Here is a 23,259-nt window from a genome sequence, read left to right on the forward strand (position 1 = left end):
CCGGCCGGTGGGCCGGAAACGCCTTGCCGAGGTGGTGAAAAAGATGGACCGGGACGTGCCGCGAAAGGTGTCGGTGCCCCCGCGAACCGGGGATCCGACACCGCCAGGAACCGCTTGCGGCGGCGGTAAATTCACAAAGAGGCGAGCAACGGAACCGGAAAGAGCCGGGGCCGGGGTGTTGGCCGTGGCGGACCCGGACGGGCCGCCGGACGATTGGAGCGAGAAGGACATGGTGGGCTCATCCCTCTATCAAACCTATGCGCGCGCGGACCTGGCGTTCGAACGCGGCGACGGGGTCTGGTTGGAGACGGCCGACGGACGACGCTTTCTCGACTGTGCCGGCGGCATTGCCGTCAATTCGCTGGGCCATTCCCATCCGGCGCTGGTCGCCGCGCTGACGGAACAGGCCGGCAAGCTGTGGCATGTCTCCAACATCTACACCATTCCCGGCCAGCAGACCTTCGCTGACAAGTTGACGGCGGCGACCTTCGCCGACCAGGTGTTCGTCACCAACTCCGGTGCCGAGGCGCTGGAGTGCGCGATCAAGACCGCGCGCCGCTATTTCTACGCCAAGGGCGAGCCGGAGCGGGTGGAGATCATCACCTTCGAGGGCGCGTTCCATGGGCGGACCCTTGCGACCATCGCCGCCGGTGGCCAGGAAAAGTATCTTGAGGGCTTCGGCCCCAAGGCGCCGGGCTTCGTCCAGGTGCCGTTCGACGACAATGCGGCGGTGAAGTCGGCGATCTCAGACCGGACCGCCGCCGTGCTGGTCGAGCCGGTGCAGGGTGAGGGCGGCATTCGCCAGATCCCGACCGAGCATCTGCGCGAGCTGCGCCAGATCTGCGATGACAACGGCATCCTTCTGATCCTCGACGAGGTGCAGACGGGCGTCGGCCGGACCGGCAAGCTGTTCGCTCATGAATGGGCCGGCATCACTCCGGATATCATGGCGATCGCCAAGGGCATCGGCGGCGGCTTCCCGATCGGCGCCTGCCTGGCGACCGAGGAAGTCGGCTCGGCTATGGTCGCCGGCACCCATGGCACCACCTATGGCGGCAACCCGCTGGCCATGGCGGTCGGCAATGCGGTGCTCGATGTGGTGCTTGAGGAGGGTTTCCTTGAGGGGGTCCAGCGCAAGGGGCTGGTGTTCAAGCAGAAGCTCGCCGGTCTCATCGACCGGCACCCGACGGTTTTCGAGGAGCTGCGCGGCAAGGGGCTGATGCTCGGCCTGAAATGCCGGGTGACCAACACCGACCTTCTGGCGCATATGCGTGCGGCGGGCGTGCTGTCGGTTGGCGCTGGCGAAAACGTGCTGCGGATCATGCCGCCGCTGATCATCAGCGAGGAAGAGATCGAGGAAGCGGTGGACCGGATCGAACAGGCGGCGACCGCGATGGAGACCGAGACCGCGAAAGGGGCGGCCGAATAATGAATGCTCAGCCACGTCACTTTCTTGACCTGACCGATGTCGACACCGAGGAACTGCGGTTCATCCTGGACGGCAGCCGCCGCCTCAAGGAGGCGCGCGGACCGGTGCGTATCAATGGCGGCGGGCCGCTGGCCGGCCGCGTCCTTGCCATGGTGTTCGAGCAGCCCTCGACCCGGACCCGCATCTCCTTCGATGTGGGCATGCGGGAACTGGGCGGCGAGACATTGATGCTGACCGGCGCGGAAATGCAGCTTGGCCGCGGCGAGACCATCGCCGACACCGCCCGGGTGCTGTCCCGCTTCGTCGATGCGATCATGATCCGGATTCTTGACCATGACGCCTTGCACGAGCTGGCGGAATACGCCACCGTACCGGTGATCAACGGCCTGACCAAGCGCACCCATCCGTGCCAGATCATGGCCGATGTGCTGACCTTCGAGGAAAAGCGCGGCAGCATCGCCGGCCGCTCGGTGGCCTGGACCGGCGACAGCAACAATGTGCTGGCCTCCTGGGTCCATGCGGCGGAAAAGCTGGACTTCGAGTTGCGGATCGCGACGCCGAAGGAGCTGGCGCCGCCGCCGGAGCTGATTGCGCACGCCCGGGACGCGGGTGCCGAGATCCGCGTCACCGACGATCCCTTCGAGGCGGTCAAGGGCGTGGATTGCGTCATCACCGATTGCTGGCTGTCGATGGGCGATGAGGAAGGTGGCGACCGCCACAACCTCCTGAGCCCCTATCAGGTCAACAGCCGGCTGATGGCCGAGGCCGACCCGCAGGCCCTGTTCATGCATTGCCTTCCCGCCCATCGCGGCGAGGAGGTGACGACCGAGGTGATGGACGGGCCGCAGTCGGTGGTGTTCGACGAGGCGGAAAACCGGCTGCACGCGCAAAAGGGTATTCTCGCCTGGTGTTTTGGAGCCTTGCAGGGCGCATGACGGTACAGGATGAATTGCAGCGGCTCGGCGTCTCCCCCGCCGGGCGGGACGCGGTTCTGCCTTTCGCGGTGGAGCCGCTCGACGTGCGCGGCCGGGCGGTGTTCCTCGGGCCGATGCTCGACGCCATTCTCGACCGGCACCAGTATCCGGTGTCGGTCTCCCGTCTGGTCGCCGAGGCGGCGGCACTGGTGTGCCTGCTTGGCACCTCGCTGAAATTCGACGGCCGCTTTACCTTGCAGACCACCTCCGACGGGCCGGTTTCCATGCTGGTGGTCGATTTCGACACGCCGGACGGCCTGCGCGCCTGTGCCGAGTTCGACGCCGAGGCGGTGGCCGCGGCGGAGGCACGCGGCGAGGCCGATGCGGTGGCGCTTCTGGGGCGGGGCCATTTGGCCATGACCGTCGATCAGGGCGCGAACATGAACCGCTATCAGGGGATCGTCGCGCTCGACGGCCATTCGCTGGAAGAGGTCGCGCATCAGTACTTCGCCCAGTCGGAGCAGATCCCGACCATCGTTCGTCTGGCGGTGGGCGAGATGCTCGATCGCCGCGAGGGCGACAGCCCGCGCCATTCCTGGCTGGCGGGCGGCATTCTGGCGCAGTTCCTGCCCGAAGCGCCGGAGCGGATGCGCCAGCCGGACCTGCACCCCGGGGACGCGCCGGAAGGGGTGGAGCCGCACGAACTGGACGAGGATGACGCCTGGCTGGAGGCGCGTGCGCTGGTCGGCACCGTGCGCGACGACGAGCTCGGCGATCCGGAAATGACCGCCGAACGGCTGTTGTTCCGGCTGTTTCATGAGCGCGGCGTGCGCATTTTTACGCCGCAGCCGCTGACCGACCGCTGCCGCTGCTCCGATGCGCGCATTCGCAAGATGCTCGCCGGGTTCTCGGCGGATGATCTCGATCACATGACCGTGGATGGCCGCATCGAGGTCACCTGCCGGTTCTGCAACACCCGCTACGATTACGAGGCGGGCGAGATCGTGCCGGGTGGGTCCGGAACCGACTGACCCGCCGCACGCACTGCCGATTTTCAGCCGCCGTCCGAGTGCCTTGCAAGGCGCTCGGGCGGCTTTCGTCTGTCATGTGCTGTGACAGGCGCTTCTCTTGCAACAAATTGATACAATATACCGGTTGCGCGCTGGCGGAGCCGCCCCAATAGTTCGCACGAACCAGACCCATGGCGGTGTCCTTGCGGACCGGCGCCCCCGCCGATCCGGATGGCCGTCGCCTGCGTAGGCATGCTGACGGTCCGGAGCCGACCGGGCGCGCGACGGCGTGAGAGAAGGGCGGATGTTGAAGGCACTCGACGAAGTCACCAGGAAGACCGTTGGCGAGATTTCCTTTCGCCGGGATGCGCCACAGGGGCAGGGATCGGCCCTGCTCCTGGGCCGGATCCTGCTGCAGGCGGCGCTCGCCGGCGCGATCCTGTTCGGCGCCTATCAGGGCATGACCTATCTGATCCTCAGCAAGGACGAGGTGCCGACCCGGGCCGCCCGCGAGACCGTCTACACGGTCGAGACCATGCCGGTCGAAATCCGCGATCATACCCCGATCCTGCGCCTTTACGGTGAGGTGGTGGCTGCCCGCACGGTCGATTTGCGCGTGCTCGTCGCCGGTGAGATCATTCGCGTCAACCCGGACCTGAAGGCCGGCGGCACGGTCGATGCGGGCGCCGAACTGATGGCCATCGATCCGTTCGCCTATGAAGGGGCGATCACCGAGGCCCGGGCCAATCTCGCCGAGGCCCGCGCGCGGCTGGCGGAAAGCCGGGGCGGTGTCGCGGCGGAGACCGCCAATGTGGAGCGGGCGCGCGAGCAGCTTGCCTTCGCCGAGCGCGATCTGGAACGCGCTTCCCAGCTTCTGTCCAGCGGTGCGGTGACCGAACGCACGCTCGATGAACGCCGCCTGCTTGTCTCCCAGCGGGAGCAGGCGCTGGAACAGCGGCGCAATGCGCTTCTGGTCGAGGAGGCACGGGTGGCGCAGCAGGAAGCGGCCATCGACCGGCTCCAGTGGCGTCTGGCGGAAGCGGAGAAGAACCTGGCCGACACGGTGCTGAAGGCGCCGTTCGATGCGGTGGTGAGCGCGGAAACCGCCGCCGCCGGCCGCCTCGTCAACGTCAATGATGTGGTGGCGACGCTCTATGACCGCGATGCGCTGGAAGTGCGCCTGACCCTGTCCGACAATCAATATGGGCGGATCCTGTCCGACGGCGGCAAGGTGATCGGCCGCCCGGTCGAGGTGCTCTGGTATATCGGCGGCGAGCCGGTTCGCTACACCGGCGAGATCGTCCGTCTCGGTGCGGAAGTGGCGCTGGCGCGCGGCGGCGTCGATGTCTATGCCCGGGTCGCGGTCGCGCCGGAGCAGATCGCACTGCGCCCCGGCGCCTTCGTCGAGATCCGCCTGGCCGATCGGACCTATCCCGGTACGGCGCGAATCCCCGAAGGGGCGCTTTACGGCACCGATCACGTCTATGTAGTGGTGGAGGGACGTACGGTGCGCCGTGCGGTGCGTCCGCTCGCTTTCGATGGCACCGACCTGATCGTGGAAGGCGAGCTTGCCGATGGCGATACGCTGGTCGCCACGCGCCTTGATGAGGCCGGCGAGGGGGTCAAGGTGACCGACCCGGCCCGGCCCGAGGTGGCTTCCGGCAAGGCCGCAGGTACGGCACCGGCGGCGAAGGGACAATAGCCATGCGCACGCCGGACTTCGTTCCTCGCAGCTGGATCGGTCATTTCCTGCGGCATCCCAACGCGGCCAATCTGGTGATGGCGCTGATGATCCTGTTCGGGGTGTTCGGGCTGGCCAAGCTCAACACCGAGTTCTTCCCGCAGATCGTCGTCAACAACATCAATATCTCCGTGTCCTGGCCGGGGGCGAGCGCGGAGGATGTGGAGAAGAACATCCTCCAGGCGATCGAGCCGGAGCTGCGGTTCATCGACAATGTCGATGAGATGATCTCCTACGCCCGGGAGGGCACGGCGACGATCCGCCTTGAATTCCTCGAAGGTGCCGACATGCAGAAGGCGCTGTCGGATGTGGATCAGGCCATCGCCGGGGTGACCACCCTGCCGGAGGACAGCGAAACCCCGACGGTCTCCCTGTCGAACTGGTTCGACCGGGTGGCGCGGGTCGCCCTGCGCGGTCCGTTCTCCGAGGATGCGCTGAAGAGCTACGCGCGCGGTATCCGCGACGATCTGATCGAGCGCGGCATCGACAAGGTGACCTTCTCCGGCTTCCGGGACACCGAATACGTGGTGCGCCTGCCGGAGCGGGAGCTGCGGCGCCTCGACATGACCATCGCCGATGTGTCGCAAAAGGTCGCCGAGAACACCCGCGATCTTCCCTCCGGCGATCTGAGCGGCGGGGTCGAACGGCAGATCCGCGCGGTGGCCGACACCACCTCGCCGGCGGCCATCGGCCGGATTACGGTCAAGTCCTTCCCCACCGGCGAGAAGGTGCAACTGCAGGACGTCGCCCGCGTCACCAAGGAGTTCGATGACGATCAGGTGATCGGCTATTCCGACGGCGTGCGCGCGGTGGAACTGACCGTGCAGCGCTCGGCCAAGGCCGACCAGCTCAAGGTCAACCGCATCCTTGACGAATATCTGACCGAAATCGCCCCGCAGCTGCCCCGCTCGCTGGAGCTGGTGAAATACGAGGTGCGCGCGGATTCGCTCAATCAGCGGATCATGATCCTGATCGAGAATGGCCTGTCCGGGCTGGTGATCGTCGTGATCGTGCTGTTCGCCTTCCTCAACGCCCGCATTGCCCTTTGGGTTGCCGCCGGCATTCCGGTGGCGATCCTGGCCACCATCGGCATCATGTGGGTGTCGGGTCAGACCATCAACATGATCTCGCTGTTCGCCCTGATCATGACCCTTGGCGTCATCGTCGATGATGCCATCGTTGTCGGCGAGCACACCGCGACCCGCTTTTCCATGGGCGATGGCCCGTATCAGGCGGCCGAGGAGGGGGCTGGGCGGATGCTCTGGCCGATCGTCGCCGCCAGCACCACCACCATCGCCGCCTTCCTGCCGATCATGCTGATCCAGGACACCATCGGCCAGATCATGGGCGCGCTGCCGCTGGTGGTGGTCGCGGTGGTGATCGCCAGCATCGTCGAATGCTTCTGGGTGCTGCCGGGGCATCTGGCCCATTCCCTGTCGCGCGCGCCGTCCTGGAGCTGGTGGCGGGTGGTGCTTCTGGCCGGCATGCCGGCGCTGTTCGTCATCGCGCTGGCGGGACGGGCCGATATCAGCGTGCCGCCCTGGCTCGACTGGCTCGCAGTGCCGGCGCGCGAGGGGCGGGCGTTCTTCGGCGTGGTGTTGTTCGATGCGGTGGTGCTGGTGCTGGCCTTCGTCGTCGCGGCGGCGCTGGAGTTCCTGTTCCTGGTGCTGCGGCGCATGCGCCAGCGCAGCCCCTTCGACGAACAGCCGGGCTGGTTCCGGCGCTCCTTCGATGCCGGTTTCGGCTGGGTCCGCGACGTGCCGTTCCGGGCCATCCTCCGGCTTGCCTATACCTGGCGCTATGTGACGATCGCCGTGGCGGTCGCCACCTTGCTGCTCGCCGTCGGCATGGTGCGGGGCGACCGGGTCGGCTTCCGCTTCTTCCCCTCGCCTGAGGCGGAGAACATCCGCGCCACCGTCGATTTCAGCGCCGGCATTTCGCTGGCCGACTCCGAGGCTGCCCTGTTGCGGATCGAGGAAGCGCTGCGCGCGACCGAACGCCAGCTTGTCGGCGACAGCGGGCAGAAGCTGGTGGTCGCCTCCTACGCGACCCTTGGCCAGTCCGGGTTCAACCGGGGGCGCAACGTCGCCAGCATCGATGTGCAGCTGACGCCGTCCGAGGACCGGGACATCCGCACTGCCGACATCGTCAAGGCCTGGCGCAAGGCCTTGCCGGAAATCCCCCGGACCAAGCGGGTTGCCGTCTACGAGCGGCGCGGCGGGCCTCCCGGTCGTGATCTCGACATTCGCCTGAAGGGCGAGGATCCGGTGGCGCTGAAGGCGGCGGCGCTGGAAATGCAGGAGCTCCTGACCGGCTATCCCGGGGTCGATGGCGTCGCCGACGATTTCCCCTATGGCAAGCCGGAACTGGTGATTGCACTCAGTCCGCGCGGCGAGGCGCTGGGCTTCACCGTGGACAATGCCGCAAGGCAGATCCGCAGCGTGTTCGAGGGCAGCATTCCGCGCCGCTTCGCGCGCGGCGAAGAGGAGATCACCATCCGCGTGGCGCAGGAACTGATCGGCGATGGCGGGGGCGGGGCCTTGCGCGATCTGTCGTTGAAGGCGCCCGGCGGTGAATATGTGCCGCTGCTGGAGGTGGTGACGCTTTCCGAACGCCAGGGCTTTTCGGTGATCCAGCGGCGGGATGGGCGCATCACCGTCAGCGTGTCCGCCGAGGTCGATCCGGAGGTTTCCTCCAGCATCAAGATCATCGAGGATCTCAGCGACGGCAAGATCCAGGCGATCGCCGACCGCCATGGCGTCGATTTCCGCTTCTCCGGCCGCGAGGAGGAGCGCAAAGGCGCCTTCGGCGATCTGCAACTGGGCACGATTGCCGCGCTGGCGATGATCTATCTGATCCTGGCGGCGATCTTCGCCAGCTACTTCAAGCCACTGGCAGTCATGGCGATCATCCCCTTCGGCGCCGTCGGCACCATCGTCGGCCATTACCTGATGGGCTTCGACCTGACGATCCTGAGCTATATCGGCTTGCTTGGCCTGTCCGGCATCCTGGTCAACAACTCGATCATCCTGGTCGCCCGTTTCGACGAACGCCGCAAGGAGGGCGAGAGCGTGGCCGAGGCGGCGGTCGCCTCCGGGCAGGACCGCCTGCGCGCGGTGCTTCTGACCTCGCTGACCACCATCGGTGGGTTGCTGCCGCTCTTGTTCGAGAAGAGCCTGCAGGCCCAGTTCCTGATGCCGATGACCATCACCATCGTTTTCGGCCTGTCGACCGCGACGGTTCTGGTGCTGGTGCTGGTGCCGGCGCTGATGGGGATCGGCGCCGATATCGCCAACCTGTTCCGCATCTCCCCGCCGGAAGACCGGGAGCCACCCGAGCCGATCCGCAACGTGCCGGCGGAATAGACCCGCCGGCCTTAGTGTCCGCTCAGCCTGCGGAAAGCAGGTCCCGGGCGAAGCGGGCAGCGCCAGCGGCGGCAGCGGTCAGGTTGCCGCTCCAGGTAGCGGGCGAGGCACCGCGCGGAGCAAGGTCGTGGTTGCCGTCGGGTAGCCACTCAAGGCGCACATGGTCGGGCAGGTCGATGCCGTCGAGCTCGGCGGCCGAGCCGAAGGGGTCGCGCTCGCCCTGGGCGATGAAGATCGGGCGGTGGCTCTCGCGCAGCGGCTCCAGTCGCCACACCTGCTCCTTGTTCTGGCCCGAGCCCTTGGTGTGGAACGGATAGCCGAGGCAGACGACACCGGCAATGCGCCGGGGCAGGGAGCCGCCACCGGCCAGCATGGCCGCGACCCGCCCGCCCATCGACTTGCCGCCGATCAGAAGCGGGGTGTCGCTGCTGTCGAGCACCTCCTGGGCGACCTTCTGGTATTCGCCGACCAGCTTGTCGGCGCGCGGGGGCGGACGCTTCGGCCCGCCATTGCGCCTTGCGGCCATATAGGCGAATTCGAACCGGGCCACCGCCAGCCCCTCGGCAGCGGCGCAGTCGGCGAACCGCGTCATGAAGCCGCTGTCCATCGCCGCGCCGGCGCCATGGGCGAGCAGCAGCGTCGCGATGGCGGGATCCTTGGGATGGGTCCAGAGCAGGTCGGTCATCTCTTGGCCTTTTCTCACGAAGGTTTGACGCAGTGTCCCGCTCGCCTATGTCACGTTCAACAACTATCTTTCAAGCTCCGAATGACGCGGGGGCCGAACGAGGCGGGGAAACGACTTGAGCGAAGCAACCATCCGGCTGATGATTTTTCTCGGCATCCTCCTGGGCATGGCTGTGTTCGAGGTGCTGGCTCCGCGTCGGGCCTTGCGCTTCGGCCGGCAGAGGCGCTGGGTCACCAATCTGGCGATCGTCGCCACCGACACGCTTCTCCTGCGGGTGGTGTTCCCGGCGGCGGCGGTGGGCGTCGCCATGTGGGCAGCGGCCAACGGCTATGGTCTGTTCGCCCTCGTGGACGCGCCGGTCTGGCTGGCTGCGGTCCTGGGCTTTGTCCTGCTCGACTTCGCGGTGTGGTTCGAGCATTGGGCCTCGCACAAGATCCCGCTGCTGTGGCGCATCCACAAGATGCACCATGCGGATCCGGATTTCGACGTGACGACGGCGCTGCGCTTTCATCCGCTGGAGATCATCGTGTCGATGCTGTGGAAGGCGCTGATCGTCGTCGCCTTCGGCATTCCGGTGACCGCCGTCCTGGTGTTCGAGGTGGTGCTGAACGGCGCGGCCATGTTCAACCATGCCAATGTGCGCCTGCCCGGCTGGCTGGACCGGGCGCTGCGGCTGGTGATCGTCACCCCGGACATGCACCGGGTGCATCATTCGGTGGTGGTGCGGGAGACGGATTCCAACTACGGCTTCAACCTGTCGCTCTGGGACCGGCTGTTCCGCACCTATACGCCGCAGCCAGAGGCCGGCCATGACGGCATGACCATCGGTCTGTCGGAGTATCAGTCGGATGCGCCCACCGGCTTTGCCTGGTGTCTGGCTCTGCCGTTCCGCAAGGCGGTGTCCGGATCGGCTGTCACAACGGCGGCGCCGGCGGACCCGGGATCAGTAAAAGCTGACAGGGAAATAGCGTAGATAGAGTTCGGAGTAGACGCCGCGCGCCTGCAACCGGCTCAGCGCATGGTTGACCGCCTGCTGGCGCAGACTGTCGTCGCCGCGAAAGGCGATGGTCAGCGCATGGTCGAAATACCCCGGCTCCAGCCACGGCCCCCCGGCGAAGGTGCAGCATTCGCTTGAGGTCTTGCCGTTCAGCCAGAAGGAGAGGGACAGCCCGTCGCCGAAATGGGCGATGGCCTCTTCCGTGCCGATGGCGGCCCGCGCCTCGGTCGGATCGCCAAAGGCGATGACCTCCGAGTCGGGGAAATAGGTCTTCAGGAAAGCTTCATGGGCGCTGCCCGCGACAACGGAAATCCGCTTGCCGGCGAGGGCCTCCGGGGTCACTTCCAGCTCGACCCCGCGCAGCACCACGAACCGGGCCGGCAGGCGCAGATAAGGATCGGAAAACCGCAATGTGCGCGCGTTTTCCGGAGTGGTTGCCAGTCCGGCGATGATGGCATCGCCTTCCTCGCGCACCAGCGCCGGCACCAGCGCATCGAACGGCTTGATGCGCAAGGAACAGGCGGCCTTCATCTCCTCGCACAAGGCCCGCGCCAGATCGATGTTGAAGCCGGTGAGCCGGCCAGATCCGTCGCGGAAGGAAAAGGGCGGGAAGTCGTCGCTGGCGAGAAAGCGGATCGTCTCCGGGGTGGTCGCCGGGCGGTCGCCGGTGCCGCGCGGATCCCAGAAGTTCGGCGTCACCACAGCATCGGCGGGATCTTGCGGCGATGCGGTTTGGGCAGGTGCGGGCGCTGTCGCCAGCAGTGTCGCGGCGATCATCAGAAAACCGAGGGTTGCAATCAGTGGGTGTCTGCGATCAAACTGCATGGCGTTTCTTGATAGTGCTTTTTGACATGAGGATGCCCCGCCTGACCTTGTCCTGCTCTGGCTGATTTAACACCCTGTAAATTTCACCATTTATCCGATCTTTCGGGGAAGCCAAGAGACGCGGGACAGAAGGATGCGGTTTGCCTCTGGATTGGAGGGTCCGTGCGACATGATGTGATCGAGGCATCTGCCCGGATCCGTAGTCTAGCACAAGAGCGCGCCCTGCCGTCCAGCGGTTCACCGTTGGCGCGGCGGGTGGTTCGTCCACGGTCGGCCGTCAAGCGGGACTGGCCGGAGGAGGTGGCGCTGCTGTGCGACAGGGGGCTGGCCGAGGCGGCGCTTGTGCCGCTGGCCCGGGAGGCGCGACGCCGCGCGATACCGCTCGGGCGGTTGTTGCTGCAGCGCGGCCTGGTGTCCAGCGATGCCTATTACTGCGCCTTTGCCGAGGTCTGCGGCGTTCCCTTCCTGTGCCGGGGCAGCTTTCGGGCGCGGCATGACCCAGCCTTCCCGCCGCCGCCCGCTTTCGCCGGGCCGCTGCCGATCGGCCGCACGGCACGCGGCGAGACGGTCGTCGCGGTGGCGCCTCCCGCCGGCGGTACCGCTGCCTTTCTGGATTTGCTGCGGCGGTTCCCGGACTTGCGCGCCCGGGTGCGCATCACCACACCGGAGGCGCTTGCCGAGGCGGTGGCCATCGCCGATCCGGGAGCGCGGCTGTCGCTGCTGCGGCCCGAGGTCTCTGCTCGCCGTCTGTTGACCCCCGGGCAGATGGCAACGGGCGTGGCGTTGTTGCTGGCGCTGCTTCTGGGAATGTTGCTGCCGCTTTCCGTGCTGCTCATTCTGGTCTCGCTGATGGTGACCGTTGCCGGCATGGCGCTTGGCGGCATCCGTCTCCTGGCCGGGGTCGGCGCGCGCGAAAGCCCGCGCCCGGGCCATGTGCTGGCGAATGTGGATCTGCCATTTTACACCGTGCTGGTGCCGCTTTACCGCGAGGCGCGGGTGGTCGAGCAATTGGTGGAGAGCCTCGCCGCATTGGACTATCCCACCGCTCGCATGGAAGTCCTGTTCCTGCTGGAAGTGGAGGATCGGGAGACCCGCGCGGTGCTGCTCCCGCTGCTTCATCCCCATATGCGTTGCATCGAGGTGCCGGAGGGCAGCCCGCGCACCAAGCCGCGCGCCCTTGCCCATGGGCTGGAGCTGGCACGCGGCGAACTTGTCACCGTGTTCGACGGGGAGGACCGCCCGGAACCGGCGCAACTGCGTCTGGCCGCCTCGCGGTTTGCCGAACTGCCCGACACCGTGGCAGCGCTGCAGGCGCATCTGGCGGTCGATCATCTCAGCCGCAATCTCTTTGCCCGGCAGTTCCTCTTGGAATACGCCGGGTTGTTCGACTGCCTGCTGCCTTTCCTGTCGGCGCAGGGCTTTCCCTTTCCGCTCGGCGGCACCTCCAATCATTTTCGCCGCGAGGCACTGGAGGAAGTCGGCGGCTGGGATCCGTACAATGTCACCGAGGATGCGGATCTGGCGGTACGGCTTTGCCGCGCCGGCTACGACCTGAGAATGCTGGGCAGCACCACCTTTGAGGAAGCGCCGATCGGCTGGCGGGCCTGGCACGGCCAGCGCACCCGGTGGCTGAAGGGCTGGCTGCAGACCCTGCTGGTGGCGGCGCGCGAGCCGCACGCGCTGGTCCGCGATCTGCGCGGCACGCTGCTGCCCATCCTCGGTCTTTATGTGCTGGCGATGGTGACGACGCTGGCCGCTCATCCGGTGTTCGTCGTGTTTCTGTTGCTCTACGGTCTGGATGCGGCGCCGATCCCGCTGGCCGGCACCCTGACGGGAGACTGCATCGCCGTGCTCGCCGGGGTCAGCGTAGTCCTGTGCTACGCCAGCATGACGGTGGTGACCCTGCGCGGCGCGGCCATGCGCCGCTGGCCGGTGCGGCTTCTCGATCTGATGGTGATCCCGTTCTACTGGCTGGTCCAGAGCCTGGCCTTCTATGCGGCGGTGGTCGATCTGCTGCGCCGCCCGCATGCCTGGTGCAAGACCGAACACGGGGTGGCGAAGCGGCCCGCGCACGGGCGGCCGCACACATGAGGCACGGGGACTTGCCGGCGGAGGGGAAATGTTGTGGATGGGGTCTGACACCCTGCGGCGAGCGCGGCAGGCGCGGGAGGCGGGGTCACGCTACACGCGGCGTCAGTCTTTTCAGAAGCTTCCGCCGGATTATGCTACCCATACCGGATTGATGACACGCGGTCCCTCCGCCCGATGACAGGATTGCCCTTTGCCTTCTTCCTTCCGCTTCGTCCATGCCGCCGATCTGCACCTGGGCAGCCCGTTCAAGGGCCTGTCCGCCCGCGATCCGGAGCTTGCCCGCCGGTTCGCCGAGGCAACGCGCAAGGCCTTCACCACGCTGGTGTCGCGCACGCTGGAGCTTGAGGCCGAATTCATGGTGATCGCCGGCGATGTCTACGACGGGGAGTGGCAGGACAACGCAGTCGGCCTGTTCTTCAACCGCGAGATCGCCCGGCTGGAGCGTGCCGGTATTCCGGTCTTCGTGCTGCGGGGCAATCACGATGCGGAGAGCGTCGTCACCCGCAGCATTTCCATGCCGGCGAATGTGCGCGGCTTCGACACCCGCAAGCCGCAGACCCACCTGCTTGAGCCGTTGCGCGTCGCGCTGCATGGCCAGAGCTTCGCGGACCGGTCGCAGGGCGACAATCTGGCCCGGAGCTATCCGGCGCCGGAGCCCGGCTGGTTCAACATCGGCGTGTTGCACACTTCGCTGACCGGGCGCCCGCCCCATGCCGACTACGCCCCCTGTTCGGTGGATGACCTGCGCGCGCGCGGCTACGACTATTGGGCGCTGGGGCATGTGCATGATCATGAGGTGATCGACACCGACCCGCATATCGTCTTTCCCGGCAATCTTCAGGGCCGCAGCATTCGCGAGACCGGAGCCAAGGGCGCGGTGCTGGTAACCGTCACCGATGGCCGGGTGACCGGCTGCGAGCGCATGATCGTCGATGAAGCGCGCTGGGCGCTCTTAGAGCTGGATATCTCCGGACTCGCCGATCTTGATGCCATTCTCTCCGCGCTTGAAGAGGCGCTGCGCCCGCATGTTCAGGCGGCGGAGGGCCGCGCCCTTGCCGTGCGGCTGCGGCTTGCCGGCGAAAACCCGCTGCGCGCCTGGCTCTTGGCCAACCGGGCGTTGCTGCGGGACGAGGCGCAGGCGGCCGCTGCCCGGGTGGATGCGGATGTCTCGCTGGAAAAGCTGGTGCTCGATGTGACCGGCGGCGAGGCGCCGACGCCCGGCACGGAAAGCGGCGATCCGCTGATCGACCTGGGCGGCATGCTCGCCGCGCTGCGGCACGATCCCGAGGTGCTTGCGGCGGTGGAAGAGGTCGTCGGCCAGGTGACGGCTAAGATGCCGCATGGCCTGGGCGCGGACCTCGACACCGGACCAGAGGCCCTTGCTGTCCTGATCGAGGAGGCGGGTGAGGTTCTGCTGCAGAAGGTCGGGGGCAAGGACTGATCCCATGCGTTTCGACCGGCTCGACATCCTGCGCTTCGGCGCGCTTACCGACCGCCAATTCACCTTCCGGGAGGGCGCCCGGCTGCATCTGGTCTATGGCGCCAACGAGGCGGGCAAGACCTCGCTGCTGGCGGCCATTTCCGATTTGCTCTTCGGCTTTTCCGAACAGCGCAAGGGCGTGCCCCGCTACGATTTCCTGCATGACGGGCCGAGCCTTCGGGTCGGCGCGACCATTCGCAACAGCGCCGGCGACAGCCTGTCGTTCCGGCGCCGGCGCGGGCGCAAGAACACGCTTCTGAGTCATGACGAGGCGGAAACGCCCTTGCGCGACGATGCGCTTCACCCCTTTCTCGGCGGGCTTGGGCGCGATGTGTTCCAGCGGGCCTTCGGTCTCGATTCCGCCCGGTTGCGGCTGGGCGCCGAGGCGATGTTGGCCGGCGAGGGCGATGTCGGCGGATCGCTGTTCGCTGCCGCCTCCGGCTTGCACGGGCTGGCTGGGGTCAAGGCCGGGCTGGAGGCGGAGGCGGGCGCCCTGTTCGCCCCTCGCAAGGCGAGGGACCGGCGGTTCTATCAGGTGCTGGAGCGCTACACCGACGCCCGTGCCCGGGAGCGGGACCGGCAGCTCAAGCAGAACGACTGGAAGGCGCTGAATGCCGCCATCGCCGAGGCCGAGGCGGGGCTGGAGGAGGCGCGCGACGATCTGACGGCCACCCGGCGCCGGCGCGCCCGGCTGCAACTCTTGAGCCGGATCAAACCGCTGCTTGCCGATATCGACGCGGTGGACCACGCGCTCTCCGCCTTTGCGGATCTGGCCGAGGTGCCGGAGGGCGTGGCCGCAACCCTTCAGGCCGCGCACGAGCGGGCCGAACGCAAGGACGCGGCGGCGCGGGAGGCGGCGGCGCGGGCGGCAGCGGCGCGGCAAGCCCATGCGCGTATTTCGGTCGATGCGGATGTGCTCGCCCGGGCCGAGGAGATCACCGCGCTGTTCGGAGAAACCGGCGCCTATCAGTCACGGCGGCAGGACCTGCCGCGCATTGAGGCGGAGCGTGATGGCTATGCCGCCGAGCTGCGCCAGCACCTGCTTCGGCTGGGGCTGACGGGTGAGGATGGAACGGCGCTGGAAACCGGTCTTGAAGCGCGCCAGCCGACCGATGCGGCGTTGGCCAGCTTGCGCGAACTGACCCGGGAGGGGCGCCGGCTGAATGAGGCGCTCGCCGGTTTCGATCGGGCCTTGCAGGAAGAGCGCGACGGGCTCGAGCGGATGTCGGCGGAAGGGCAGGGCGCTGCAACGGTCGAAGATCCGGCACCGCTGGTCTTGCGTCTGGAGGCAGTTGCACCGGACCTGCAGGCGCTGGACGCGCTGGCCGAACTGGAGCCCCGGCATCGGCGAGCCTTGCGCGAAGCGGAAGCCATGGCCGCCCGTCTGGTTCCGCCCTTGTCGAAGACGCAAAGCGCGGTGGAGGTGCCGTTGCCGGCACGCGAGGTGATCGCCGAGCATGGCCGGCGGCGGCGTGAGACCGCCGACGCCCTTGCCGCCTGCCGCGACAAGCTGGCGGCGGACAGGGCTGAGCGGGAGCGGTTGCAGGCGGAGATCACGGACGCGGAACGGCGCGGACCGGTGCCTTCGCGCGAAGCGATTGCTGAGGCGCGCGGCGCCCGCGATGCCCGCTTCGCCCGGCTTGCCGAGGGATTGACCGGCGGCGCCGAGGCGCTGGCGGCGCTTGGCGAGCGGGTGCTGGGCTACAGCACCCTTGTGGCGGAGGCGGATCGGCTGGCCGATGCGGCGCTGGCCGATGCCGACCGGGTGGCCCGGCATGCGGCCGCCGTAACCCGGCTTGCCGTCCTTGATGCGCAAGGGGCTGTGCGTGAGAAGGGGCTGGCCGACCTCGAAGCCCGGCGGGCCGAAGAGGAAGCCGCCTGGCGGGCGCTGTACGGGCCCATCGGCGTTCTGCCCGAAGCACCGGAGCGAATGCTCGACTGGGGCCGCGAGGTGGAGCAGCTTGCCAGGGCCGAGGCCGAGGCGGCCCAGCTTCAGGATCAGATCGACCGGCTGCACCGGCTTGCGGAGGGCGTGCGGCCGGAACTTTTGGGCATCGCTCGCGCAGGCAAGTTGGCGGATGTCGAAGACCTGCCGACCGCCGGTCTGGCCCGGGCGCTGTCCCAACATCTGCGCCAGAGGGCCGATGCCTGGACCGCTGGCCGCACTCTGGCCGGGCGCCGCGTGGATGCCGAAGACCGGCTGCAGCGCCGGCAGGAGGAGCGGGCGCGGGTCGCCGGGGGACGGGAGCGCTGGCAGGAGGCGTTTGCCCGTGCCCTGCCGGGAATTGGGCTCGCCGCCGATGCCTCGATTGCCGCTGCGGAGGCGGCGGTCTCCTTGTGGCAGGACATCCCGCGCATTCGTCAGGATCGGGATCGCAGCGCCCGCCGGGTTGCGGGGATGCAGCGCGACAATGAAGCTTTCGCGGCGCGGGTCAGGACGCTGGCGGCGGCGGTCGCGCCGGATCTGGAGGCGGATGCACCGGAGCGGATGGCCGATGCGCTGCGCCGGCGGCTTGAGGCGGCGCGCGAGGCAAATGCCCGTGAGCGCGACGCGCGCGGTGCGGTCGAGGCCGCCGAGACCCAGTTGAAGGCGGCACAAGAGGAAGCCCGGGCGGCCAGCGCGGCGCTGGCCGAGATCCGCGACGGCCTGCCTGCGACCCTTGACCCGGCGACGCAGGATCCGGCGGCGCTGGCCCGCCGGCTGCATGACCGGGACGAGAAGCTGGGTGAATTGGCCCGCCTCACCAGCCTGTTCGACAAGCAGACGCAAGGCGAGGACCGTGACCATCTGCGGCAGGAGCTTGCCGAGTTCGATCTTGAGGCGGCCTCGGTCGATCTGGAGCTGCTGGAGCGGGAGGAAATCCGCCGGCAGGATCACCTTGCCACGGTCTCGGCCGAACTGAAGACCCGCGAGGCCCGGCGCGAGGAATGGAAGACGAGCGAGGGGGCGGAGGGCGCCGCCTTCGACCGGATGGCAGCGGAAACGGAGCTGGCGGAGGTGGCGCGGGAATGGAGCGTCCTCAAGGTCGCGGCGCTGCTGCTCGGCGAGGCGATGGAGCGTCACCGGCAACAGGAGAGCGACCCGTTGCTGGAGCGGGCCGGGGACCTCTTCTCGGCGATCACCGGCGGTGCCTTCGCGGCGCTGCGTCAGGATTTCGGCGATGACGATCATCCGCATCTGGTGGCGCTGCGCCCTGAAGGGGAGACGGTCGCTATTGACGGTCTGAGCGAGGGCAGCCGGGACCAGCTTTACCTTGCCCTGCGGCTGGCGTTTCTCGCCGACTACGCCACCCGCTCCGAAGTCGCGCCGTTCATTTGCGACGACCTGTTCCAGACCTTCGACGACCAGCGCACCGCCAGCGGGCTGGAGGCGCTTGCCAAGGTCTCCGGTACCGTGCAGCCGATCCTGTTTACCCACCATAAAAGCGTGGTTGCCGCCGCCGAGCGGGTGCTCGGCGATGGCCTGGACCTTTTGGAGTTGTGATTATGCTGTTTTCTTACCTCAAGATATTTGCCTTCGCGCCCGCAACGCCGCGCCGACCGGGGATGAGGATGGCGGCCGCCGTGCTCTGCGCGGCCGTGCTCGCCGGACCAGTGGCGGCCGAGGCGGCAGACCCGACCGCGTCCACTGAGCGGCAGGAGCGGATCAAGGCGGCAATCGACGGGCTGGATGGGCTGGCGCAGCGCACCCTGGCGGAGTTCAAGCTTCCCGGCCTTGCCATTGCCGTTGTGCATGAGGGCAAGACCGTGTTTGCCCGGGGCTATGGCGTTCGCGAACTCGGCAAGGACGGCGCGGTCGACGCGGATACGGTGTTTCAGATCGCCTCCCTGTCCAAATCGGTGGCGGCCAGCGTTGTCGCGCAGCAGGTCGGGGAAGGGAAGGTTGCATGGGACACGCCGGTCAGCCAGCACCTTCCCTGGTTCACCCTGTCCGATCCCTGGGTCGGCGCGCATGTCACCATTGGCGATCTGTTCGCCCATCGCTCGGGCCTTCCCGATCATGCGGGCGACGATCTGGAACTTCTCGGCTATTCCCGGCGCGAGATCCTGGAACGGTTGGACCAATTGCCGCTGAATGCCTACCGCGACAGCTACGCCTACACGAACTTCGGCCTGACGACGGCAGCTGAAGCCGTTTCGGTTGCCGCAGGCACCGATTGGGCGAGCCTTTCCGAAAAGGTGCTCTATGAGCCGCTGGGGATGACACGGACCAGCTCCCGCTTCGAGGATTATCTGGCCCGAGACAATCGGGCGGTCGGTCATGCCTTCGCCGACGGCGTGTTTCGCGACCTGCAGCGGCGCAAGCCCGATGCCCAGTCGCCGGCGGGGGGCGTCAGCAGCACCGCGCGCGACATGGCGCGCTGGATGGCGATGGTGCTGGCCAATGGCCGGCATGGGGATGGGGAAGTCATCAAGGAAGCTGCGCTTCTGCCCGCCCTCTCGCCGCAGGTTGTCTCAAGCCGCTCCGAGACGGCGGACCGCCTGCCGTCCTTCTACGGGTTCGGCGTGGGCGTCGGCACCTCCGGCGACGGCAGTGTCATGCTCAGCCATTCGGGCATGTTCGTGCTCGGCACCGGAACCAACTACATGATGTCGCCGGCTCTTGATCTGGGCATTGTCGTTCTGTCCAACGGCGCCGGCGTCGGCGCGGTCGAGGCGGTCAGCGCCGAATTCATGGATCTGGCGATCAATGGCAAGGTGACCCGCGACTGGGCCGGTGGCTATCGCGGTCTGTTCGAGGCGCAAAGGCTGAACGCTCCGGCCGGCAGCACCGTCGGCAAGACGCCGCCTTTGACGCCCGAGCCGTCCGATGAGCTCGGCGATTTCGTCGGCTCTTACGTCAGTGCCTATTTCGGCGAGGCGCGGGTGGAGTTGGCGGAAGACAGGCTGGTTCTCATCCTCGGTCCGGACGAGCAGCGCTTCGAGCTGACCCACTGGTCGGGTAACAGCTTCGTCTTTCCGGTGTTCAACGAGGAGCAGCCCTATGGTTCGCGCTCGACCGTGACCTTCGAGCTGACCGAACAGGATCCGTCCATGCGGGTCGAATTCCTCGATGAAAACGGCCTTGGCCTGTTTACCCGCACCGTGCGGTAGCGCGAAAACACCGCACCCGCCCGGCATCGCCCGGGCGGGCGGAACGCACAGGTGCGACACACGCGGGCGTTCTTGCCGGCGGCGCTGGGCATCTTGCGATTTCAGGGAGATTTTGGAGCGGGTGAAGGGAATCGAACCCTCGTCGTAAGCTTGGGAAGCTTCTGCTCTACCATTGAGCTACACCCGCCTCGGCTGCCTATATCGTCTTGCCACCCGCACCCTGTCAAGGGCATAGGTGTCTGTCTCTCCCGCACCGGGCAGGAGTTGTCCCCGGGAAGTTTGCGGGGCGGCATTCGGCAAGCCCGGTTTGTGGGGCAAGGCGCTTGAATTCAGGCGCCGGATCGCCACCTTTGGCAGCGCCGGGACGCCTCGGCAAAATTGATCGACCCCTCGCGTGGCAACGGAGAAAAGGCAGAATGCGGGAACGGCTGACGGAACTGGTGCAGTCCAGGCGCTGGGAAGCGACGATCATCGCGTTGATCGTCATCAATGCCGTTACCCTCGGCTTCGAGACCAGCACCCAGGCGATGGCGGCCGCCGGGCCGGTGCTCGTTCTGCTCGACCGGCTGGTGCTGGCGATCTTCACCATTGAGATTGCCCTTCGCATCTATGCCCATCGGCTGGCCTTTTTCCGCGATCCCTGGAGCCTGTTCGATTTCGCGGTGGTCGCCGTCGCGCTGATGCCGGCCAGCGGCGCCTTCTCGGTGCTGCGGGCCTTGCGGATCCTGCGGGTGCTGCGGCTGATTTCCGTGGTGCCGTCGCTGCGCCGGGTCGTCGGCGGGCTGGTGGCCGCACTGCCCGGCATGGGCTCGATCGTGTTGCTCTTGTCGCTGGTGTTCTATGTCTTCGCGGTGATGACCACCAAGCTTTACGGCGCCAGCTTCCCGGACTGGTTCGGCACCATCGGCCGCTCGCTCTACACCCTATTCCAGATCATGACGCTGGAAAGCTGGTCGATGGGCATCGTCCGGCCGGTGATGGAGGTCTACCCGCTGTCCTGGCTTCTGTTCGTGCCGTTCATTCTGTGCACCGCCTTCACGGTCCTGAACCTCTTTATCGGTGTCATCGTCTCGGCGATGCAGCAGGAGCATGAACACACGGCGGAGGCGGATCGGCAGGCGATCCATGACGAGACCGGGCTGGTGCTCGATGAGGTCAAGGCGCTGAGGGCCGAGGTCCGCGCCTTGCGCTCCGAGCTCGCGCGGCCCGTCGCCGGACAGGGGGACTGAAGCGCGGCCCGGCACCGGTCCGGGCGACTGAGGCAGCGGTCAGGCGTCCAGCCGGGCCAGATCCTCTTCCGGGCCTTCCAGCGTCAGCGTCACGCCGGCTTGCGTAAAATCGCGTGCCGCGACCGTCAGGCCGAGTTGTTCGACCTGGCGTTCCAGCTCTGAGCTCGATGCGAAATCGGCGCTGACCTGCTTCAGGGCAACCCGCTGGAAGGGGATCGGCCTGGCGTTGGCGATCGCGTCCTGCGCGGCACCTGAATAGGCGCGTGCCAAGCCGCCACCGCCCAGCTTGACGCCGCCGAAATACCGCACGATCAGCACGGCGCAATTGATCAGCTCCGCGCCCTGAAGCACGCGCAGGACCGGCATGCCGGAGGTGCCCGCCGGTTCGCCGTCGTCCTTGCCGCTTTCCTCGATGCGGTCGTCGTCGAGAAGCCGGCGATGCGCGGTGACGATGTGGTTGGCCTTGCGGTGTTGCTTGCGCAAGTCCTCGAGTCGCTGCTCGAAAAGCGCCACCGGCACCAGATGCGCCAGAAACCGGGACTTGCGATCCTCCAGATACCCCTCATGTTCGCGGGTGATTGTCATGAGGGGCATGGTGCTATCTCGTGGTTTTCGCCGAAGCGGGAAGGGCGGCGGTCCCCTTTGGGGTCAACGCATAGACACCGCGTTCAACCCGTTCAAACCAGCCATAGTGATCGTCAGCCATCAATCTTGTTGCGTGGGCAACGCCGGTCGCCCTGGCCACCTCCGCTCCCCGGCTGGGGCCATTGGCGTCAAGATGTGCGGCGCAGCGCAGCGCGTCTTGCCGATAGGCTGTCACCAGCCTGACCCTTGTCGAGCCGCCGGTGTTCGGGTCGCCCACCCTGCGGGCGAATTCCCTGAGCAACCGGTCCTTGCGCGGCTTCGACTTGCGCGGGCTGAACGGGCCCGGATCCAGATGCACTTCAACCAACGCATCTGACAGTCGAACCGTGATCAGGCCGAGGCCGAGACGGCGGGCGAGTTTGAGATTGTTCTTCAGCGCCTGTTGAAATCGGCGGCCCGCCATTCGGGGGACTGCCACATAGACAGCATCGGTGATCGATTGCCGTGCAATCGCCTGATGGAAAAGACCTAGCGTGAAACCTGTTTTCAATTCCACGATCACGGGATCTTCCCCGCCTCGGCAGGCGACGACATCGGCGGCACCGACTTCGGCCTTGACCTCGTAGCCCTGCGCCGTGAGAAAGGCCTTTATCGGAGGGTAGAGTTCTGTTTCCAGAATGCGGGCCATATGTGAACTCGCACCCTAGGCACTCGCCTTGAAGTGCTTCGACAGCTTCAGCGCCTGGCCCTGGTAGTTGGAGCCGATCCCCTCGCCATAAAGGCTTTCGGGCCGCTCCTGCATGTGCTCATAAACGAGCCGGCCGACGGTCTGGCCATGCTCGACGATGAACGGCACCTCATGCGAGCGCACCTCCAGCACGGCGCGCGAGCCGCCGCCGCCGATCTCCGCATGGCCGAAGCCCGGATCGAAGAAGCCGGCGTAATGGACGCGGAACTCGCCGACCAGCGGATCGAACGGCACCATTTCGGCGGCGAACAGCGGCGGCACATGCACCGCTTCGCGCGAGACCAGAATGTAGAATTCATTGGGGTCGAGAATGAGATCGCCAGCGCCGCGATGGATGATCGGCTCCCAGAAGTCGAGCGGGTCCTGCGCCGCCTTGGCATCCATGTCGATCACGCCGGTGTGCCGCTTGCCGCGATAACCGATCAGGCTGCCCGGTCCGTCGCCGCACAGGTCGATGGTCAGTTGCACGCCGCCGCCGATCGCTTCCTGGCCGCCGGTGACCAGCCGCTGATCGGCGTGGATGGCGGCAAGGGCGGTGTCGTCGACGGTGGGGGCGCCGGAGCGAAAGCGGATCTGCGACAGGCGCGAGCCCTCGCGCACCAGCACCGGGAAGGTGCGCGGGCTGATTTCCGCGTAGAGCGGCCCGCGATAGCCGGCGGGCACCGTGTCGAAGGCACGTCCGTCGTCGGTGATCACCCGGGTGAAGACGTCGAGCCGGCCGGTGGAGCTTTTCGGGTTGGTGGTCGCCGAGACGTGTTCGGGCAGGTCGAGGCTCTCCAGCAGCGGCACGATGTAGACGCAGCCGGTTTCCAGCACCGCTCCGCGCGTCAGGTCGAAGGCATGCAGCTTCAGCCGGTCGAGCTTTTCCACCACCCGGGCGCCGGGGCCGGGCAGGAAGCTGGCGCGAACCCGATAGGCGAGCGGCCCGAGCCGTAGGTCGAGGCTGGCCGGCTGGACCTGATCCGGATCGGGTTTGCGCGGCGCCAGGATGGTGCCGGTGTCGAGCATTGCCCTGATTGCCTGTGCCGGCAGGATTCCTTCAGCGTGTGCCGTCATTTTGCTCCCC

The 23,259-nt window shown here is 67.2% G+C and carries 16 protein-coding genes and 1 tRNA gene; 11 read left to right on the forward strand and 6 right to left on the reverse strand.

The features are described 5' to 3' along the window. Nucleotides 1-229 precede the first annotated feature (229 nt). The 5 genes from LC062_RS06065 to LC062_RS06085 all read left to right on the forward strand — a co-directional run bounded on the left by LC062_RS06065 (nucleotide 230) and on the right by LC062_RS06085 (nucleotide 8,459). Nucleotides 230-1,429: an aspartate aminotransferase family protein gene (locus tag LC062_RS06065; RefSeq protein WP_224910132.1), complete on the forward strand. Its 1,200-nt coding sequence runs from the start codon at nucleotides 230-232 to the stop codon at nucleotides 1,427-1,429. After that, nucleotides 1,429-2,364 carry an ornithine carbamoyltransferase gene (gene argF / locus LC062_RS06070; protein WP_224910133.1) on the forward strand — a complete coding sequence of 312 codons (936 nt, stop codon included), beginning with the start codon at nucleotides 1,429-1,431 and terminating at the stop codon, nucleotides 2,362-2,364. Before LC062_RS06065 ends, argF begins: the two co-directional genes overlap by 1 nt. Beyond that, on the forward strand, nucleotides 2,361-3,374 hold the full coding sequence (locus LC062_RS06075) for an Hsp33 family molecular chaperone (RefSeq protein ID WP_224910134.1): 1,014 nt from the start codon (nucleotides 2,361-2,363) through the stop codon (nucleotides 3,372-3,374). Before argF ends, LC062_RS06075 begins: the two co-directional genes overlap by 4 nt. 283 nt (nucleotides 3,375-3,657) lie before the next feature. Further along, nucleotides 3,658-5,055 carry an efflux RND transporter periplasmic adaptor subunit gene (locus LC062_RS06080; RefSeq protein WP_224910135.1) on the forward strand — a complete coding sequence of 466 codons (1,398 nt, stop codon included), beginning with the start codon at nucleotides 3,658-3,660 and terminating at the stop codon, nucleotides 5,053-5,055. A 2-nt stretch (nucleotides 5,056-5,057) separates the two neighbouring features. Further along, nucleotides 5,058-8,459, forward strand: a complete 3,402-nt coding sequence (locus LC062_RS06085) for an efflux RND transporter permease subunit (protein WP_224910136.1) — start codon at nucleotides 5,058-5,060, stop codon at nucleotides 8,457-8,459. 22 nt (nucleotides 8,460-8,481) lie between these two features. Here the strand turns inward: LC062_RS06085 and LC062_RS06090 are convergent, their stop codons facing one another. Continuing rightward, nucleotides 8,482-9,144, reverse strand: coding sequence for an alpha/beta family hydrolase (locus LC062_RS06090; RefSeq protein WP_224910137.1), 663 nt, complete (start codon nucleotides 9,142-9,144; stop codon nucleotides 8,482-8,484). Between the two features lie 166 nt (nucleotides 9,145-9,310). On the opposite strand from LC062_RS06090, the gene LC062_RS06095 reads away from it, so the two are divergent. Then, nucleotides 9,311-10,117 (forward strand): sterol desaturase family protein, encoded by an 807-nt coding sequence (locus tag LC062_RS06095; RefSeq protein ID WP_224910332.1) that lies wholly within the window; start codon nucleotides 9,311-9,313, stop codon nucleotides 10,115-10,117. Here the strand turns inward: LC062_RS06095 and LC062_RS06100 are convergent. Further along, nucleotides 10,088-10,966, reverse strand: coding sequence for a transporter substrate-binding domain-containing protein (locus tag LC062_RS06100; protein ID WP_224910138.1), 879 nt, complete (start codon nucleotides 10,964-10,966; stop codon nucleotides 10,088-10,090). The two genes, LC062_RS06095 and LC062_RS06100, sit on opposite strands and share 30 nt — an antisense overlap. A gap of 255 nt (nucleotides 10,967-11,221) precedes the next feature. On the opposite strand from LC062_RS06100, the gene LC062_RS06105 reads away from it, so the two are divergent. From LC062_RS06105 to LC062_RS06120, 4 genes are all read left to right on the forward strand, one after another. Next, nucleotides 11,222-13,057, forward strand: a complete 1,836-nt coding sequence (locus LC062_RS06105) for a glycosyltransferase family 2 protein (protein WP_224910139.1) — start codon at nucleotides 11,222-11,224, stop codon at nucleotides 13,055-13,057. 190 nt (nucleotides 13,058-13,247) lie between these two features. Then, the gene (locus tag LC062_RS06110) at nucleotides 13,248-14,498 is read left to right on the forward strand and encodes a metallophosphoesterase family protein (RefSeq protein WP_224910140.1); all 1,251 of its coding nucleotides are present in this window, start codon (nucleotides 13,248-13,250) and stop codon (nucleotides 14,496-14,498) included. Between the two features lie 4 nt (nucleotides 14,499-14,502). After that, the gene (locus tag LC062_RS06115) at nucleotides 14,503-18,021 is read left to right on the forward strand and encodes a YhaN family protein (RefSeq protein ID WP_224910141.1); all 3,519 of its coding nucleotides are present in this window, start codon (nucleotides 14,503-14,505) and stop codon (nucleotides 18,019-18,021) included. Between the two features lie 68 nt (nucleotides 18,022-18,089). After that, on the forward strand, nucleotides 18,090-19,631 hold the full coding sequence (locus LC062_RS06120; protein WP_224910142.1) for a serine hydrolase: 1,542 nt from the start codon (nucleotides 18,090-18,092) through the stop codon (nucleotides 19,629-19,631). A gap of 113 nt (nucleotides 19,632-19,744) precedes the next feature. Here the strand turns inward: LC062_RS06120 and LC062_RS06125 are convergent. Next, a tRNA-Gly gene (locus tag LC062_RS06125) sits at nucleotides 19,745-19,818 on the reverse strand. Between the two features lie 229 nt (nucleotides 19,819-20,047). Between LC062_RS06125 and LC062_RS06130 the strand changes: the two genes are divergently transcribed. Continuing rightward, nucleotides 20,048-20,860, forward strand: coding sequence for an ion transporter (locus tag LC062_RS06130; RefSeq protein WP_224910143.1), 813 nt, complete (start codon nucleotides 20,048-20,050; stop codon nucleotides 20,858-20,860). 39 nt (nucleotides 20,861-20,899) lie between these two features. Here the strand turns inward: LC062_RS06130 and LC062_RS06135 are convergent, their stop codons facing one another. The 3 genes from LC062_RS06135 to LC062_RS06145 are packed head-to-tail and all read right to left on the reverse strand — an operon-like array spanning nucleotide 20,900 to nucleotide 23,249. Further along, on the reverse strand, nucleotides 20,900-21,454 hold the full coding sequence (locus LC062_RS06135) for an IMPACT family protein (protein ID WP_224910144.1): 555 nt from the start codon (nucleotides 21,452-21,454) through the stop codon (nucleotides 20,900-20,902). Nucleotides 21,455-21,458: 4 nt separating this feature from the next. Beyond that, nucleotides 21,459-22,133, reverse strand: coding sequence for a DUF2161 domain-containing phosphodiesterase (locus LC062_RS06140; protein WP_224910145.1), 675 nt, complete (start codon nucleotides 22,131-22,133; stop codon nucleotides 21,459-21,461). Between the two features lie 15 nt (nucleotides 22,134-22,148). Further along, on the reverse strand, nucleotides 22,149-23,249 hold the full coding sequence (locus tag LC062_RS06145) for a 2'-deoxycytidine 5'-triphosphate deaminase (protein ID WP_224910146.1): 1,101 nt from the start codon (nucleotides 23,247-23,249) through the stop codon (nucleotides 22,149-22,151). Nucleotides 23,250-23,259 lie beyond the last annotated feature (10 nt).

The sequence above is a fragment of the Stappia indica genome, assembly GCF_020177335.1.
Taxonomy (GTDB): Bacteria; Pseudomonadota; Alphaproteobacteria; order Rhizobiales; family Stappiaceae; genus Stappia; species Stappia indica_B.

Bases quoted from the DNA above. Each gene is read 5' to 3' on its own strand.
- LC062_RS06080 (WP_224910135.1), top strand. From the start codon at position 3,658: ATGTTGAAGGCACTCGACGAAGTCACCAGGAAGACCGTTGGCGAGATT.
- LC062_RS06065 (WP_224910132.1), top strand. From the start codon at position 230: ATGGTGGGCTCATCCCTCTATCAAACCTATGCGCGCGCGGACCTGGCG.
- LC062_RS06120 (WP_224910142.1), top strand. From the start codon at position 18,090: ATGGCGGCCGCCGTGCTCTGCGCGGCCGTGCTCGCCGGACCAGTGGCG.
- LC062_RS06085 (WP_224910136.1), top strand. From the start codon at position 5,058: ATGCGCACGCCGGACTTCGTTCCTCGCAGCTGGATCGGTCATTTCCTG.
- LC062_RS06090 (WP_224910137.1), bottom strand. From the start codon at position 9,144: ATGACCGACCTGCTCTGGACCCATCCCAAGGATCCCGCCATCGCGACG.
- argF (WP_224910133.1), top strand. From the start codon at position 1,429: ATGAATGCTCAGCCACGTCACTTTCTTGACCTGACCGATGTCGACACC.
- LC062_RS06135 (WP_224910144.1), bottom strand. From the start codon at position 21,454: ATGCCCCTCATGACAATCACCCGCGAACATGAGGGGTATCTGGAGGAT.
- LC062_RS06075 (WP_224910134.1), top strand. From the start codon at position 2,361: ATGACGGTACAGGATGAATTGCAGCGGCTCGGCGTCTCCCCCGCCGGG.
- LC062_RS06130 (WP_224910143.1), top strand. From the start codon at position 20,048: ATGCGGGAACGGCTGACGGAACTGGTGCAGTCCAGGCGCTGGGAAGCG.
- LC062_RS06145 (WP_224910146.1), bottom strand. From the start codon at position 23,249: ATGACGGCACACGCTGAAGGAATCCTGCCGGCACAGGCAATCAGGGCA.
- LC062_RS06115 (WP_224910141.1), top strand. From the start codon at position 14,503: ATGCGTTTCGACCGGCTCGACATCCTGCGCTTCGGCGCGCTTACCGAC.
- LC062_RS06100 (WP_224910138.1), bottom strand. From the start codon at position 10,966: ATGCAGTTTGATCGCAGACACCCACTGATTGCAACCCTCGGTTTTCTG.
- LC062_RS06095 (WP_224910332.1), top strand. From the start codon at position 9,311: ATGGCTGTGTTCGAGGTGCTGGCTCCGCGTCGGGCCTTGCGCTTCGGC.
- LC062_RS06140 (WP_224910145.1), bottom strand. From the start codon at position 22,133: ATGGCCCGCATTCTGGAAACAGAACTCTACCCTCCGATAAAGGCCTTT.